This window comes from Streptomyces sp. NPDC047853 (assembly GCF_043204535.1).
Taxonomy (GTDB): domain Bacteria; phylum Actinomycetota; class Actinomycetes; order Streptomycetales; family Streptomycetaceae; genus Streptomyces.
The window spans coordinates 157,486-171,705 of sequence record NZ_JBIDCI010000012.1 but is presented as its reverse complement, the minus strand read 5'-3'; the positions used below and the strand labels follow the sequence as shown (position 1 = coordinate 171,705).

Here is a 14,220-nt window from a genome sequence, read left to right as displayed (position 1 = left end):
CACCAATTCCCCGTATTCCTCTGTCATATCCGAAGTAACGTCTGCCTACTCCGTCGGATGCGCGGCAGTCGAGTGAACGATTTCTGCGATACTTACCCAATCTCGAATTCACACCGGCTCGAATGTCATGCAGTACGAAGACCGGTGCCGTACGGGGTGCCCCGCCCTCACCTCGGGTCAAGGTAGACTTCCGCGACTTCCGGGCAATGACGCCCGACCGGCGACCAGAGGGTCGCCGCCCTGCCCGGCGAGGCCCCCCGCGAGGCGGCCGGGCCGCCGGGGGAGCCGCACTCCCGCGGGCTCACCAAACACCGCGCGTGCGTGTCCAGTGGCAGGGACGCCTGCGCCCGAACAGGAACGGTTGCATGTCCTCACCGCTGTCCGCAGCTCCCCGGCCGCGCATGACCAAGCCCGACTGGCTCGCCTCCCCGAGGATCCTGCGCACCGAGGTGCTGGCCGGCCTGGTCGTGGCCCTGGCGCTCATACCGGAGGCCATCTCCTTCTCGATCATCGCCGGTGTCGACCCCGGCATCGGGCTCTTCGCCTCCTTCACCATGGCGGTCGTCATCTCCGTGGTGGGCGGCCGCAAGGCGATGATCTCCGCCGCCACCGGCGCGGTCGCCCTCGTCATCGCCCCGCTCAACCGCGAGCACGGACTGGGGTACCTGGTCGCCGCCGTCATCCTGGCCGGCGTGTTCCAGGTGATCCTCGGAGCACTCGGCGTGGCCAAGCTGATGCGGTTCGTGCCCCGCTCGGTGATGGTCGGCTTCGTCAACGCGCTGGCCATCCTGATCTTCACGGCGCAGGTGCCGGAGATGCACGACGTGCCGTGGGCCGTGTACCCGCTCCTCGCGGGAGGCCTGGCCCTGATGGTGTTCTTCCCCAAGGTCACCAAGGTGCTCCCGGCGCCGCTGGTCTCCATCGTCGTGCTGACCGTGATCACCGTCGCGGCCGGCATCGCGGTCCCGACGGTCGGGGACAAGGGAGAACTGCCCTCCTCCCTGCCCGTCCCCGGGCTGCCCGACGTCCCCTTCACCGTGGACACCCTGACGACCGTCGCGCCCTACGCCCTCGCCATGGCGCTGGTGGGCCTGATGGAGTCGCTGATGACGGCCAAACTGGTCGACGACATCACCGACACCTTCTCGAACAAGACCCGTGAGTCCATCGGTCAGGGCGTCGCCAACATCGTCACCGGCTTCTTCGGCGGCATGGGCGGCTGCGCCATGATCGGCCAGACGATGATCAACGTGAAGGTGTCCGGCGCCCGGACCCGGCTGTCCACCTTCCTGGCCGGCGCCTTCCTGATGGTGCTGTGCATCGTCTTCGGCCCGGTCGTCTCCGACATCCCCATGGCCGCGCTCGTCGCCGTCATGGTCATGGTGTCGGTCGGCACCTTCGACTGGCACTCCGTCCGGCCGGCGACCCTGAGGCGCATGCCGCTCGGCGAGACCGTCGTCATGGTGGCGACGGTGGTCGTCGTGGTGGCCACCCACAACCTCGCCGTGGGCGTCGTCGTCGGCTCCGTCACCGCGATGATCATCTTCGCGAGGCGGGTCGCCCACAGGGCCGACGTCTCCGGTGTGGTCGACCCCGAGGGCAAGCAGGTCGTCTACGCGGTCACCGGCGAGCTGTTCTTCGCCTCGTCCGACGACCTCGTCCACCGCTTCGACTACAAGGGTGATCCCGACGACGTCGTCATCGACCTGTCCGGCAGCCGCGTCTGGGACGCCTCCTCCGTCGCCGCGCTGGACGCCGTGGAGGCCAAGTACGCCCAACGCGGCAAGAAGGTCACCCTCACCGGCCTCGACGCACCCAGCGCCGACATGCGCCGGCGCCTGGCCGGCCGGCTCACCGGCGGCCACTGAACGGGCCGGTACGCGGCGCACGCCGTGGCCGCCGGCGCCGCCCGGGCCCGACCACGGCGAAGGGCCCGTACCCAGGCCCTCGGAAGGGCCAAAGGCGTACGGGCCCGGCCGGTTGACGACGTACGGTCTCGGCCGGTCGCACCGGCCGGTGGTCCCGGCGCGTCAGAACGGCATACGGCCGCGGGCGCGCCGACCGGCCGAGCCACTGCGGCCGACGGCCTTGGAACTGCTGCGGAACGGCTTGCTCAGGGCGCGGCCGAGGACACCGGGGGCCTTCCCCCCGGCACGTGAACCGGCGCCGAGCGTCCGCTGCGTGCCGCGCTGGGGGTGGTGGGACAGGCGCGGTACCAGAAAGGCGAGTACGAGCAGCACGGCGCAGACAGCGACGATCCCGACGACCATCATGATGACCCTCCCGAAGTGTGGCGTGTCCATCGCGTGCCCCGGGGACGTGACGGCATGCCCGCCGGACCGGATCGGACCGGCGCGGCCCGGACCGGCCCCGCGCGGCCCGGCCGGTGATTTCCCGGTCACCCCTCGGCGGGCGACTGCTCGACTCGGTGCGGACCGACCCCGTGACGGCACCGTGCCGCCCACCGGAAGCCGACGGCGGGCGGCACGCGGGCGGTTCAGGCCGGCGGTTCAGGCGGCGTCCAGTGTGGCGCGGCGCTCGGAGCCCGGTACGCCGCCCGCCGAGCGGCCGGGATCGGTGACGCTGCCCAGCCAGCCGAGCAGGAATCCGGCGGGCACCGTCAGCAGGCCCGGGATCGTCACGTCCCAGACCCGGAAGTCGAGACCCGGGAAGATCGACTCGGGCGTGCCGGACGTGTACGGCGACAGTGCGAGCGCCGCGACGCTCAGCGCCGTCGCCCCCCACAGGCACCACAGCGCGCCACGGGCCGTGAACCCGGGCCAGTACAGGGCGTACAGCAGCACGGGCGCGAGGGCGGCGCCGCAGACGGCGAGCCAGAGCGTCGAGACGACCACCAAATTCCAGTCGGCGGCGACGACCGCCATCAGCGTGGCCACCGCCCCCGTCAGGGCCGCGGAGCCCCGTGACGCGGCACCGTCCGCCAGTCCCGCCGTCCGTCTGCCGGACGCGCCCAGCACGTCCCGGCCCAGGGCGAGGCCGGCGGCGAGCGTCACATCCACCACGGCCGCCAGCGCGGTGAGGAAGAGAACGCAGGCCAGGGCCGCGACCAGGATGCCCCCGCTGTCGAGCGCCCGCCCGAGCAGCAGCGGCGTGAACGTCTGAGCCGCCGGCCCGGCCTCGCGCAGCGCCCCGCCGACCAGGGCCGCCGCCCCGATGCCGACGACGGCGAGCGCGCCGTACAGCAGGGTGAGTTCGCCGAGCATCCAGCGGCCGACGGTCCGGGCGCCCCGGGGGCTCTTCGTGGCGATGGCCCGCATCAGCACGGCGGGCATCGCCAGCGTGGCCATCGACATGCCGAAGGTCTGGCCGATCCGGTTCACGGCGCCCACCCATCCGTCGCCGGTGTAGCCGCCCGGCCGCAGGAAGGCCTCACCCGTCCCCGAGCCGTGCGCGGCGGCGTCGAGCAGCCGCCCGGGGTCCCCGCCGAAGCGGTGGAGCACGAGCACGGCGGCGATCACCAGCACGGGCAGCGTGACCACCGACTTCGCGATCATGACCACGCCGGTGCCCCGGATCCCGCCGCTGACGGCCAGCGCCGTCATCACGCAGCCGATCACCACGACGCAGCCGGTCCGCACACCCGGCTGCCCGATCAGCGCGGCGGCCACGTTGCCGACCACCACCAACTGCACGACCAGCAGCGGGAAGCAGACGAGCAGGGTCACCGCACCCCACGAGACGCGGACGGCGGGCCCGCCGCTGCCGCGCGCGTCCAGCATGTCCGCGGGGGTCGACGAGGCGTGCCTGCGCAGCGGCTCGATGATCAGCACAAGGAGCAGCAGCACCCCGATCAGGCTGCCCAGCATGACGCCGAGGCCGTCGAAGCCGAAGGTGGCGACCATGCCCACCAGTACGGTGACCGTCGCGACCGTGGTGGTGTCGCCGCCCATCGCGATGCCCTGCTGCCAGGAGCGCAGCCGACGGCTGTCGGACCGTACGAGGGCCCGGTCGTCCTCGTCGGCGCCGGTGACGACGCACAGCATCAGGCAGATCACGACGAACACGCAGAACACGGCGAAGACCAGGGACCGGGACGAGGGGTCGAGGAGCGTGGTCATGACCACCTCCGCGCGTCCTGCTGCGGCTGGAGCCGGTCGATCCGCCGCCCGTACACCATCAGTGCGTGCACACCGACGGCGAACGGCACCAGGGCGAGGAGCACGCCGAGGCTCAGCGGTCCCACGACCCGTGTGCCGTACGCGGCGGGTGCGAGGGCGGCGGGCACCACGTAGAGCAGCCAGACGACGGCGATCCGGAGGCCGAGCCGCAGCCCGACGGCGAGTCGTGCCGCCTCCTCGGCGTCCCGTCGCTCGTGTTCCGCCGGGCCCGGTACGCCGGCTGAGGGCTCGTCATGGTGAGGCGGCCCGTGCCAGGGCTGCGGTCCCAAGGACATGTGTGCGGCTCCGCTCACGTTGCTCCGGCACCCCACGAAGGGGCGCGTACGGGTGTGGGGGTGGGCGCGGAGTCAATCAGACGGCCGCGTACTCCCGTACGCCTCGAGCGCAGATCTGTTCCGCCGCCCAATGCGGAGCCGCGCCGACGGTGAACGGGCACTGTCCGGCCGGGACCGGGGACCGGGGACCGGGACGGCCCGCGGCCGCCGCAGTGGGAGAGCCTCGCACTCACGGATTGGTCATTGGGCCTTCACTGTGCGTAGGCGCGCGATAGGATTCCGGGTCTGCCCAGCCATGACCGGTCTCGCCTCGCAGCAGCCTCGAAGCAGAGGAAACGACATGTCGCCCAGTCCAGTGCCCTGTTCACGTCGACGGGTGTTCCGGCGCGGCTCGGCCGCGGCTCGGGCCGCACTGCTGATGTCGGCCCTGGCGGCGACGCTCGTCGCCGGTTGCTCCGATGCGGCCGGACCGGACCGGAGCGGGCCGGACCGGAGCGGGGCGAACGAGGGCAAGGCGACCGTGTCGGCTCCTACGGGCGCCTCGTTCCCGCCGAGTTCACCGCCCGACGCCGGGTGTACCGGAAGGACGCTCGACCATCGGGACATCCGGCATCCGGACCTCGGACCGGTCCGCGTGTTCCTGGTCCGGCGGCCCGCCTCCGAGCAGCCGGCCGGATGCGTCACGGCCGTCACCCACGACGGACGCACGCTGGCCCCGGCCGAGGTGGACGCCAACTGGACCATGGAGGGCGCGTTGCGTTTCGCCGCCCCGGCGACCGACTCGACCAGGAACGTCTTCGTGACCTACAACCCCGGGCGCTACGACGGGGTGCTGGTGCTCGTGCCCACCGCGGACGGGTTCGCCGACATCGGCTGGAGCAGCGCGGGTGACCACTACAGCGGCGGCAGATTCGCCTTCTACCACGCGAGGCCGGTCGGCCCCGGAGAGGACGGCCAATACGCGATCGTCCATTCCATCAAGGGGTGCGATCCCTCCTGCGCCGAGGGCGCGACCTCGAAGGTGACCCTGCGCTGGGACGGTCGCGACTACCTGCCGACCGGTTGATGCGGACGCCCTGGTCGCCTCGTGAGCGGAGGCTCGGATCGGTGTCCGCCCGGCTGCGCTCCGCCGTGGCCGGCCGCGGACCGGTCAGAGCCGAGCTGGGGTACGGCGTCTTCCTGTCCTACAGCGGTGAGCGCGACCGACGATGGCTGCCTCGGCTGCGGCACGAGATCGAGAAGCAGTCCCGGCCCTGGTACAAGCCACCGCGCATCAGGGTCTTCCTCGACAAGACGGGTGTGTCGATCGGGCCGGAGCTGTGGGGCAAGATCGAGGCCGGTCTCGCCCGCTCCGACTGGCTCGTGGTCCTGGCGTCACCGGAGGCGAGGGCGTCGGTGTGGGTCGACCGCGAGATCGCCTGGTGGTTGGAGCACAAGTCGGTACACACCATCCTGCTCGTCGTCACGGCCGGGCAACTGGTGTGGGACGAGCGGCAGGGCGACTGGGATCCTGAACTGTCGACGGCGCTACCGGCCCGGCTGGCGGGGAAGTTCCAGCAGCAACCCGTCTGGAAGACCGTGGACCTGCGCCCCCACGGTGGCGCGGGCTTCGCTCCCGATGTCGACGGAGTCGCCTTCGGTGTCGCGTCCGTCGTGCGCGGCCTCTCCGAGGACGAACTCCGGTCGGAAGGCTTGCGCGACACCCGGCGCAACCTGCGGACGGCGAGGATCGTCGCCGCCGTGTTGGGCTGTCTGACGCTGATCGCGAGCACCTTGTCGGTGGTCGCGGTCCTCTCGCGTGCCGAGGCCACCCGGCAGCGCGACCAGGCCGTCGTCCAGCAACTCGTCAACCAGAGCTCGTCGCTCACCGGCCGGGACCCGTTCGCCGCCCGGTTGAAGGCCTTGGCCGCGTGGCGTATCGACCCTTCTCCACAGACCCGTTTCGCGGTCCTGCACGCATCGGTCGATCCGGCGTCCGGAGTGCTCTCCCACTCGGTGCCCGTGGACGCGGTGGCCTTCAGCCCTGACGGCAGGACCGTGGCCTCCGGCGGTGGCGACGGGGTGGTGAGACTCTGGCGGACCCGGACACAACGGACGACGGGGCGCCCCCTCATCGGGCACCACCAGGGCATCACGTCGATCGCCTTCGCGCCGGACGGCAGGACACTCGCCAGCTCGGGATTCGACGGCACCGTCCGGCTCTGGGACGTCTCCGGCGGCACGCAGATCGGCGCCCCCCTCAACGCCCGCTCCGGGGCGGTCCATTCAGTCGCCTTCCGTCACGACGGCAGAACACTCGTCACCGTCGGGCTGGGGACGCTACGGGTGTGGGACCTGGCGACCCGCCGCCAGATCGGTCAGCCGCTCGACAGCGCGGGACACTTCCTCGCCGTGAACTCCGACGGCACTCGTGTGGGCTCCAGCGCTGACCGGGGCGGAGTGCAGCTCTGGGACACCGACTCGCGCGCACCGGTCGCGGGAGCGTCGAGGCACCCCGGCGAGGTCGTCACGTCACTCTCCTTCAGCCCCGACGGTGAGACCTTCGCCACGGCTGACATCGACGGCGGCCTCCGGTGGTGGGACATGTCGACGCAGACCCCGATCGGAGAGCCGATCGCCTCCCCTTCCACGGGGATCAGATCGATCACCTTCAGCCCCGACAGCACCGTGCTCGCCGCCGCCTACGAGGACGGCGGAGTGCGACTCTGGGATCTCCGGCGGCGCGCCCAGGTGGGCGGCCCGCTCATCGGCCACACCACCACGGCCCGGGCCGTCGCCTTCAGCCCGGACGGATCGGTCCTGGCCAGTTCGAGCGAGGACACCGCGGTCCGCCTCTGGGACATCCGTACGCTGCGTCGGGCCGCAGCACCGATCGACACAGGGGGACAGGGCAACGCAGCGCTCAGCCCGGACGGTCGGACCCTGGCCGTCGCCGACCCCGAGGAGACCGTGAGCCTCTGGAACGTCGCCACGCGACGCCGGGGCGACGATCCACTGGTCCGCGATGCCGACGAGCTCGACCCCGGCCTCGCGTTCCGCGCCGACAGCGCGGTCCTCGCGATCGGGTCCGACGGGCTACGACTCTGGGACGTCACCACCCGCCGCCCCCTCGGCGAACCGCTGCTGGACACAGGCGACGTCGGTGCGCTGGCCTTCGGCCCGAAGGGCAGGACCCTCGTGAGCGGCGGTCCGGACTCCGTCCGCGTGTGGGACCTGTCAGCGCGGCCTCCCACCAGCACCACACTGGGTGCCCGGTCCGACAGCTTCGCGTGGAGCCCGGACGGCCGGGTCCTCGCCACCGTCACGGAGGACAACACCGTGGCGTTCTGGAACATGGTCACGCACCACCGCATCGACGAGACGCCGATCGATCACACCGCGCAGATCACGGCGGTGGCCTGGAGCCCGGACGGCACCACGCTCGCCACCGCGAGCCGCGACGACACCGTCCGGCTCTGGGACGCGGCCACGCACGAACGGATCGGGACCCCACTGCGGGGCCACCGCGGCGGTGTCACGTCCGTGGTCTTCAGCCCCGACGGAAGCACCCTCGCCACCGGGGGCAACGACCACACCGTCCGCCTCTGGGACGTCGCCACCGAGCGCCAGATCGGCGATCCGCTGGAAGGTCACGCCGCGGGCGTCGCCGGTGTGGCGTTCCCCCCTGACGGTAGGACGCTGATCAGCTGGGCCCAGGACGGCACGGCACAGCGGTGGAACGTCGACGTGACGGTGGACCCGGTCCGGTCACTGTGCGGATGGGCGGGCGGCGCGTTCACCACCGCCCGGTGGCGCGAGGCCGTACCCCCGGGACCCGAGTCCCGCCCGCTCTGCCCGAAGTGAGCGCCGGGGCGGCGGGGCGACCGGTGACGTGGTCGTGGCGGCCCATTCGTCCTTCGTTCTTCGTCCCCGAAAGGTGACTGTTCCGTTTCATGGAGTGAGGCACCTGCTTCCGCAGGGTGACGAGGAGCGACCGTCGGGTGACCGGCTCTGTGAGGGCGCGCACAGGGCTCACGTCACACAGGGCCGGGGTTAGTAGACGCCCGACGGCCGCTCGCCCACGTGGTCGCCGGCCGTCCGGGCGGTCACGCGGACGGTCTGCGAAGCGGCGTAGTAGGTCACACACTTGTCGCGGCGCCCGAACGTTCCGCAGTCTGTTCGGCGTACCGGGGAGCCGAGCGCCGGACCGGGACGGGAAAACCCGTCCGGGATCCAGACACCGGCCCTGATGACGCGAAGACGCGTCCCACGCGGACACCGCGTCGCCGACCCCCCGTCGGCCTCCCCATCACGTTCCCGAATGGAGAGGTACACCCATGCACGCCCTCATGCGCCGCCCCCACGTCCGCAAGTCCGCCGTGGCCTCCCTCGCCGCCGCGGGCGCCGCCGCCGTCAGCCTCACCCTCGTCCCGAGCCCGGCGCACGCCGCCGAGCCGGCCAAGGCCTCCACCGCGCAGACCCAGGCCCAGACCGACAAGATCGCGGCCATCGTCAAGGCCGGCGAGAAGAAGCACGGGGACGACCTCGACGGCTGGATCCGCACCGCCCTGGACGTCATGCACGCCAAGAACATCCCGGGCACCTACGAGGGCGTGCACCGCAACATCATGCGCGAGTCGTCCGGCAACCCGAACGCGCAGAACAACTGGGACGTCAACGCCCAGAACGGCATCCCCTCCAAGGGCCTGCTCCAGACGATCCAGCCCACGTTCGACGCCTTCCACGTCAAGGGCACGAAGGACTCCATCACCGACCCGGTCGCCAACATCGTCGCCGCCTGCAACTACGCGGCCGACAAGTACGGCTCCATGGACAACGTCGACTCCGCCTACTGACCGGCGGACCCACCGACCGCCTGAGCCCCAGGGACGACCGGTCCCACGCGGAGGCCGGCGGGGCTCAGGCAGCACGGCGGGGCCGGAGGGACGACACGTCCCTCCGGCCCCGCCTGCGTCGCACGCCGTGCCCTACTCGGGCTCAGATGTCCCGGAAGATCTCGATCTGCGCCCCGATCGAGTTCAGCCGCTCCGCCAGGTCCTCGTAGCCGCGGTTGATGACGTACACGTTGCGCAGCACCGACGTGCCCTCGGCGGCCATCATGGCCAGCAGGACGACCACGGCGGGGCGCAGGGCCGGCGGGCACATCATCTCGGCGGCGCGCCAGCGGGTGGGGCCCTCGACCAGGACGCGGTGGGGGTCCAGGAGCTGGAGGCGGCCGCCGAGGCGGTTGAGGTCGGTCAGGTAGATGGCGCGGTTGTCGTAGACCCAGTCGTGGATGAGGGTCTGGCCCTGCGCCGAGGCCGCGATGGCCGCGAAGAAGGGGACGTTGTCGATGTTCAGGCCCGGGAAGGGCATGGGGTGGATCTTGTCGATCGGCGCTTCGAGTTTGGAGGGGCGCACGGTCAGGTCCACCAGGCGGGTACGGCCGTTGTCGGCGAAGTACTCCGGCGTGCGGTCGTTGTCCAGGCCCATCTCCTCCAGGACCGCCAGCTCGATCTCCAGGAACTCGATCGGGACCCGGCGGACCGTCAGCTCCGACTCCGTGACCACGGCGGCGGCGAGCAGGCTCATCGCCTCCACCGGGTCCTCGGAGGGGGAGTAGTCGACGTCGGCGTCGATGACCGGCATGCCGTGCACGGTGAGGGTGGTGGTGCCGATGCCTTCGACGCGGACGCCGAGGGCCTCCAGGAAGAAGCAGAGGTCCTGGACCATGTAGTTGGAGGAGGCGTTGCGGATGACGGTGACGCCGTCGTGGCGGGCGGCGGCGAGGAGCGCGTTCTCGGTGACCGTGTCGCCGCGCTCGGTCAGCACGATCGGGCGGTCCGGGCGCACCTGGCGGTCCACGACCGCGTGGTAGTGGCCCTCCGTCGCGGCGACGTCCAGGCCGAAGCGGCGCAGCGCGATCATGTGCGGCTCGATGGTCCGGGTGCCGAGGTCGCAGCCGCCGGCGTAGGGCAGCCGGAAGCGGTCCATGCGGTGCAGCAGCGGGCCGAGGAACATGATGATGGAGCGGGTGCGGACGGCCGCCTCGGCGTCGATGGCCTCCATGTTCAGCTCGCTCGGCGGCACGATCTCCAGGTCGGTGCCGTCGTTGATCCAGCGGGTGCGCACGCCGATGGAGTTGAGGACCTCCAGGAGGCGGTAGACCTCCTCGATCCGGGCGACCCGGCGCAGCACCGTGCGCCCCTTGTTGAGCAGCGAGGCGCACAGCAGGGCCACGCAGGCGTTCTTGCTGGTCTTGACGTCGATGGCCCCCGAGAGGCGCCGGCCGCCGACCACACGCAGGTGCATCGGGCCCGAGTAACCCAGAGAGACGATCTCGCTGTCCAGCGCTTCACCGATTCGGGCGATCATCTCAAGGCTGATGTTCTGGTTGCCGCGCTCGATGCGGTTGACGGCGCTCTGACTGGTGTTGAGCGCCTCCGCAAGCTGTGACTGGGTCCAGCCGCGGTGCTGCCGGGCGTCACGGATGAGCTTGCCGATGCGTACGAGGTAGTCGTCTGCCATGAGCTTGAGGCTATCTCAGATATGAGATCGCGCCTCTCGGGGGGTCCGTCCGGGTGACGGGGTGTCGACGCCGGGCTCAGCGCCGCTTGCTGGTCGTCGTGCGGCGCCATCCGAAAGGCCCGGGCAAATCCATCGATGTCGTACGACGTCCGGTGCTGCTGCGGGTGTGGCGCGGACCGTTCTTGCCACCGGTCGTGATGGACCACGAGCGCTTGTTGATGTTCAGCCGCACTCCGGGGAGGATCCGGAAGCTCTTGCGGAACGTGAGCGGCATCTTGCCCCCTTCCGAGTAGTGCCGGGGGTTCCGGCGCAAGTCGGATACCCCGGTTCGGCGTAGAGATGGCCGCCGGGGTCACCCGGGTGGGGCGCACGCCACACCGCGCCCGGGCATGACCCGGCCGCCCCCATGTACTAGAGTTATCTCGACATCGAGATATCTGCCGAGGCGTACCGCGGTCGCCACCCTGGTAAGGGTTACCTAACTTAGCCTTACCTTAGCGGATTGGCCAGGGTGGCGTGGCGGCAGGATGCGGTGGTACGCGCACATAAATGAAGGAGACTGTCGTGTCGGCGAACAGCTTCGACGCCCGCAGCACGCTGCAGGTGGGCGACGAGTCGTACGAGATCTTCCGGCTGGACAAGGTCGAGGGCTCCGCGCGCCTTCCCTACAGCCTGAAGGTCCTGCTGGAGAACCTGCTCCGCACCGAGGACGGCGCGAACATCACCGCCGACCACATCCGCGCCCTCGGCGGATGGGACTCGCAGGCCCAGCCGTCCCAGGAGATCCAGTTCACGCCCGCCCGCGTGATCATGCAGGACTTCACGGGCGTGCCCTGCGTGGTCGACCTCGCCACCATGCGTGAGGCCGTCAAGGAGCTGGGCGGCGACCCGAACAAGATCAACCCGCTCTCCCCGGCCGAGATGGTCATCGACCACTCGGTCATCGCCGACAAGTTCGGCACCAACGACGCCTTCCAGCAGAACGTCGACCTGGAGTACGGCCGCAACAAGGAGCGCTACCAGTTCCTGCGCTGGGGCCAGACCGCCTTCGACGACTTCAAGGTCGTCCCCCCGGGCACCGGCATCGTCCACCAGGTGAACATCGAGCACCTGGCCCGCGTCGTCATGACCCGTGACGGCAAGGCCTACCCCGACACCCTGGTCGGCACCGACTCGCACACCACCATGGTCAACGGCCTCGGCGTCCTCGGCTGGGGCGTCGGCGGCATCGAGGCCGAGGCCGCGATGCTCGGCCAGCCGGTCTCCATGCTGATCCCGCGCGTCGTCGGCTTCAAGCTCACCGGTGAGCTGACCCCCGGCACCACCGCCACCGACCTGGTCCTCACGATCACCGAGATGCTGCGCAAGCACGGCGTCGTCGGCAAGTTCGTCGAGTTCTACGGCGAGGGTGTGGCGGCCACGAGCCTCGCCAACCGCGCCACCATCGGCAACATGTCGCCGGAGTTCGGCTCCACCGCCGCGATCTTCCCGATCGACGACGAGACGCTGAACTACATGCGTCTGACCGGCCGCTCCGACCAGCAGGTCGCGCTCGTCGAGGCGTACGCCAAGCAGCAGGGCCTCTGGCTGGACCCGAAGGCCGAGCCGGACTTCTCCGAGAAGCTGGAGCTGGACCTCTCCACGGTCGTCCCCTCCATCGCCGGCCCGAAGCGCCCGCAGGACCGCATCGTCCTCGCGAACGCCGCCGAGCAGTTCAAGCAGGACGTGCGCAACTACGTCGACAGCGTGGACGAGGCGGGCCAGGAGTCCTTCCCGGCCTCCGACGCCCCCGCCGTCACCAACGGCGTGCCGTCCAACCCGGTCCCGGTCACCGCCCCCGACGGCACGACCTACGAGCTGGACCACGGTGCGGTGACGGTCGCGGCCATCACCTCCTGCACCAACACCTCCAACCCGTACGTCATGGTCGCCGCCGCCCTGGTGGCCAAGAAGGCGGTCGAGAAGGGCCTGACCCGCAAGCCGTGGGTCAAGACCACCCTCGCCCCGGGCTCCAAGGTCGTCACCGACTACTTCGAGAAGGCGGGCCTGACCCCCTACCTCGACAAGGTCGGCTTCAACCTCGTCGGCTACGGCTGCACCACCTGCATCGGCAACTCCGGCCCGCTGCCGGACGAGGTCTCCAAGGCCGTCAACGACCACGACCTCGCCGTCACCTCGGTGCTCTCCGGCAACCGCAACTTCGAGGGCCGGATCAACCCCGACGTCAAGATGAACTACCTGGCGTCCCCGCCGCTGGTGGTCGCCTACGCCCTCGCGGGCTCCATGAAGGTGGACATCACCAAGGACGCCCTGGGCGCCGACCAGGACGGCAACCCCGTCTACCTGAAGGACATCTGGCCCTCCGAGGCCGAGGTCAACGACGTCGTCGCCAACGCCATCGGCGAGGACATGTTCGCCAAGTCCTACAGCGACGTCTTCGCGGGCGACGCCCAGTGGCAGGCGCTGTCCATCCCCACCGGCGACACCTTCGAGTGGGACGGCGAGTCCACCTACGTGCGCAAGCCCCCGTACTTCGAGGGCATGGGCATGGAGCCGGCCCCGGTCGAGGACATCTCCGGTGCCCGCGTGCTCGCCAAGCTGGGCGACTCGGTCACCACCGACCACATCTCCCCGGCCGGCGCGATCAAGGCCGACACCCCGGCCGGCAAGTACCTGACGGAGCACGGCGTCGAGCGCCGCGACTTCAACAGCTACGGCTCGCGTCGCGGCAACCACGAGATCATGATCCGCGGCACCTTCGCCAACATCCGCCTGCGCAACCAGATCGCGCCGGGCACCGAGGGCGGCTACACCCGCGACTTCACCCAGGACGGCGGTCCGGTGTCGTTCATCTACGACGCCTCGCGCAACTACATCGAGCAGGGCATCCCGCTCGTCGTCCTGGCCGGCAAGGAGTACGGTTCCGGCTCGTCCCGCGACTGGGCCGCCAAGGGCACCGCGCTCCTCGGCGTCAAGGCCGTCATCGCCGAGTCCTACGAGCGCATCCACCGCTCGAACCTCATCGGCATGGGCGTCCTGCCGCTCCAGTTCCCGGAGGGCCAGACCGCGGCCTCCCTCGGCCTGACCGGCGAGGAGTCCTTCTCCGTCTCCGGCGTGACCGAGCTGAACGAGGGCACCACCCCGCGCACGGTGAAGGTCACCACCGACACCGGTGTCGAGTTCGACGCGGTCGTCCGCATCGACACCCCCGGTGAGGCGGACTACTACCGCAACGGCGGCATCCTGCAGTACGTGCTGCGCAGCCTGATCCGCAAGTAGGTTCCACCGCACGACGACTG

Annotated in this window: 10 protein-coding genes; 5 read left to right on the top strand and 5 right to left on the bottom strand. The window is 70.7% G+C overall.

The genetic code is table 11. From position 1 onward, the window contains the following. The first annotated feature begins 365 nt into the window (after window positions 1-365). Entirely contained in the window at window positions 366-1,868 is a 1,503-nt protein-coding gene (locus ACGF5T_RS23080) for a SulP family inorganic anion transporter (RefSeq protein ID WP_366767870.1), read from the top strand. A gap of 162 nt (window positions 1,869-2,030) precedes the next feature. Here ACGF5T_RS23080 and ACGF5T_RS23075 read toward each other — a convergent pair whose 3' ends face one another. The 3 genes from ACGF5T_RS23075 to ACGF5T_RS23065 all read right to left on the bottom strand — a co-directional run bounded on the left by ACGF5T_RS23075 (window position 2,031) and on the right by ACGF5T_RS23065 (window position 4,414). Further along, window positions 2,031-2,273 carry a DUF6411 family protein gene (locus tag ACGF5T_RS23075; protein WP_356612061.1) on the bottom strand — a complete coding sequence of 81 codons (243 nt, stop codon included), beginning with the start codon at window positions 2,271-2,273 and terminating at the stop codon, window positions 2,031-2,033. Between the two features lie 237 nt (window positions 2,274-2,510). Beyond that, window positions 2,511-4,079 (bottom strand): transporter, encoded by a 1,569-nt coding sequence (locus ACGF5T_RS23070; protein WP_356612006.1) that lies wholly within the window; start codon window positions 4,077-4,079, stop codon window positions 2,511-2,513. Beyond that, window positions 4,076-4,414, bottom strand: a complete 339-nt coding sequence (locus tag ACGF5T_RS23065; protein WP_356612004.1) for a hypothetical protein — start codon at window positions 4,412-4,414, stop codon at window positions 4,076-4,078. Before ACGF5T_RS23065 ends, ACGF5T_RS23070 begins: the two co-directional genes overlap by 4 nt. Before the next feature lie 634 nt (window positions 4,415-5,048). On the opposite strand from ACGF5T_RS23065, the gene ACGF5T_RS23060 reads away from it, so the two are divergent. From ACGF5T_RS23060 to ACGF5T_RS23050, 3 genes are all read left to right on the top strand, one after another. Further along, window positions 5,049-5,480, top strand: a complete 432-nt coding sequence (locus ACGF5T_RS23060) for a hypothetical protein (RefSeq protein WP_361009228.1) — start codon at window positions 5,049-5,051, stop codon at window positions 5,478-5,480. A 41-nt stretch (window positions 5,481-5,521) separates the two neighbouring features. Further along, window positions 5,522-8,257 carry a TIR domain-containing protein gene (locus ACGF5T_RS23055; protein ID WP_366767872.1) on the top strand — a complete coding sequence of 912 codons (2,736 nt, stop codon included), beginning with the start codon at window positions 5,522-5,524 and terminating at the stop codon, window positions 8,255-8,257. A 473-nt stretch (window positions 8,258-8,730) separates the two neighbouring features. After that, window positions 8,731-9,249 carry a transglycosylase SLT domain-containing protein gene (locus tag ACGF5T_RS23050; RefSeq protein ID WP_356612000.1) on the top strand — a complete coding sequence of 173 codons (519 nt, stop codon included), beginning with the start codon at window positions 8,731-8,733 and terminating at the stop codon, window positions 9,247-9,249. A 142-nt stretch (window positions 9,250-9,391) separates the two neighbouring features. Here the strand turns inward: ACGF5T_RS23050 and ACGF5T_RS23045 are convergent, their stop codons facing one another. After that, window positions 9,392-10,921 carry a UDP-N-acetylglucosamine 1-carboxyvinyltransferase gene (locus tag ACGF5T_RS23045; RefSeq protein WP_053138723.1) on the bottom strand — a complete coding sequence of 510 codons (1,530 nt, stop codon included), beginning with the start codon at window positions 10,919-10,921 and terminating at the stop codon, window positions 9,392-9,394. Window positions 10,922-10,997: 76 nt separating this feature from the next. Further along, on the bottom strand, window positions 10,998-11,195 hold the full coding sequence (locus ACGF5T_RS23040; RefSeq protein ID WP_079030465.1) for a DUF4236 domain-containing protein: 198 nt from the start codon (window positions 11,193-11,195) through the stop codon (window positions 10,998-11,000). Between the two features lie 290 nt (window positions 11,196-11,485). Between ACGF5T_RS23040 and acnA the strand changes: the two genes are divergently transcribed. After that, window positions 11,486-14,200 carry an aconitate hydratase AcnA gene (gene acnA / locus ACGF5T_RS23035; protein WP_356611998.1) on the top strand — a complete coding sequence of 905 codons (2,715 nt, stop codon included), beginning with the start codon at window positions 11,486-11,488 and terminating at the stop codon, window positions 14,198-14,200. Window positions 14,201-14,220: the final 20 nt, after the last annotated feature.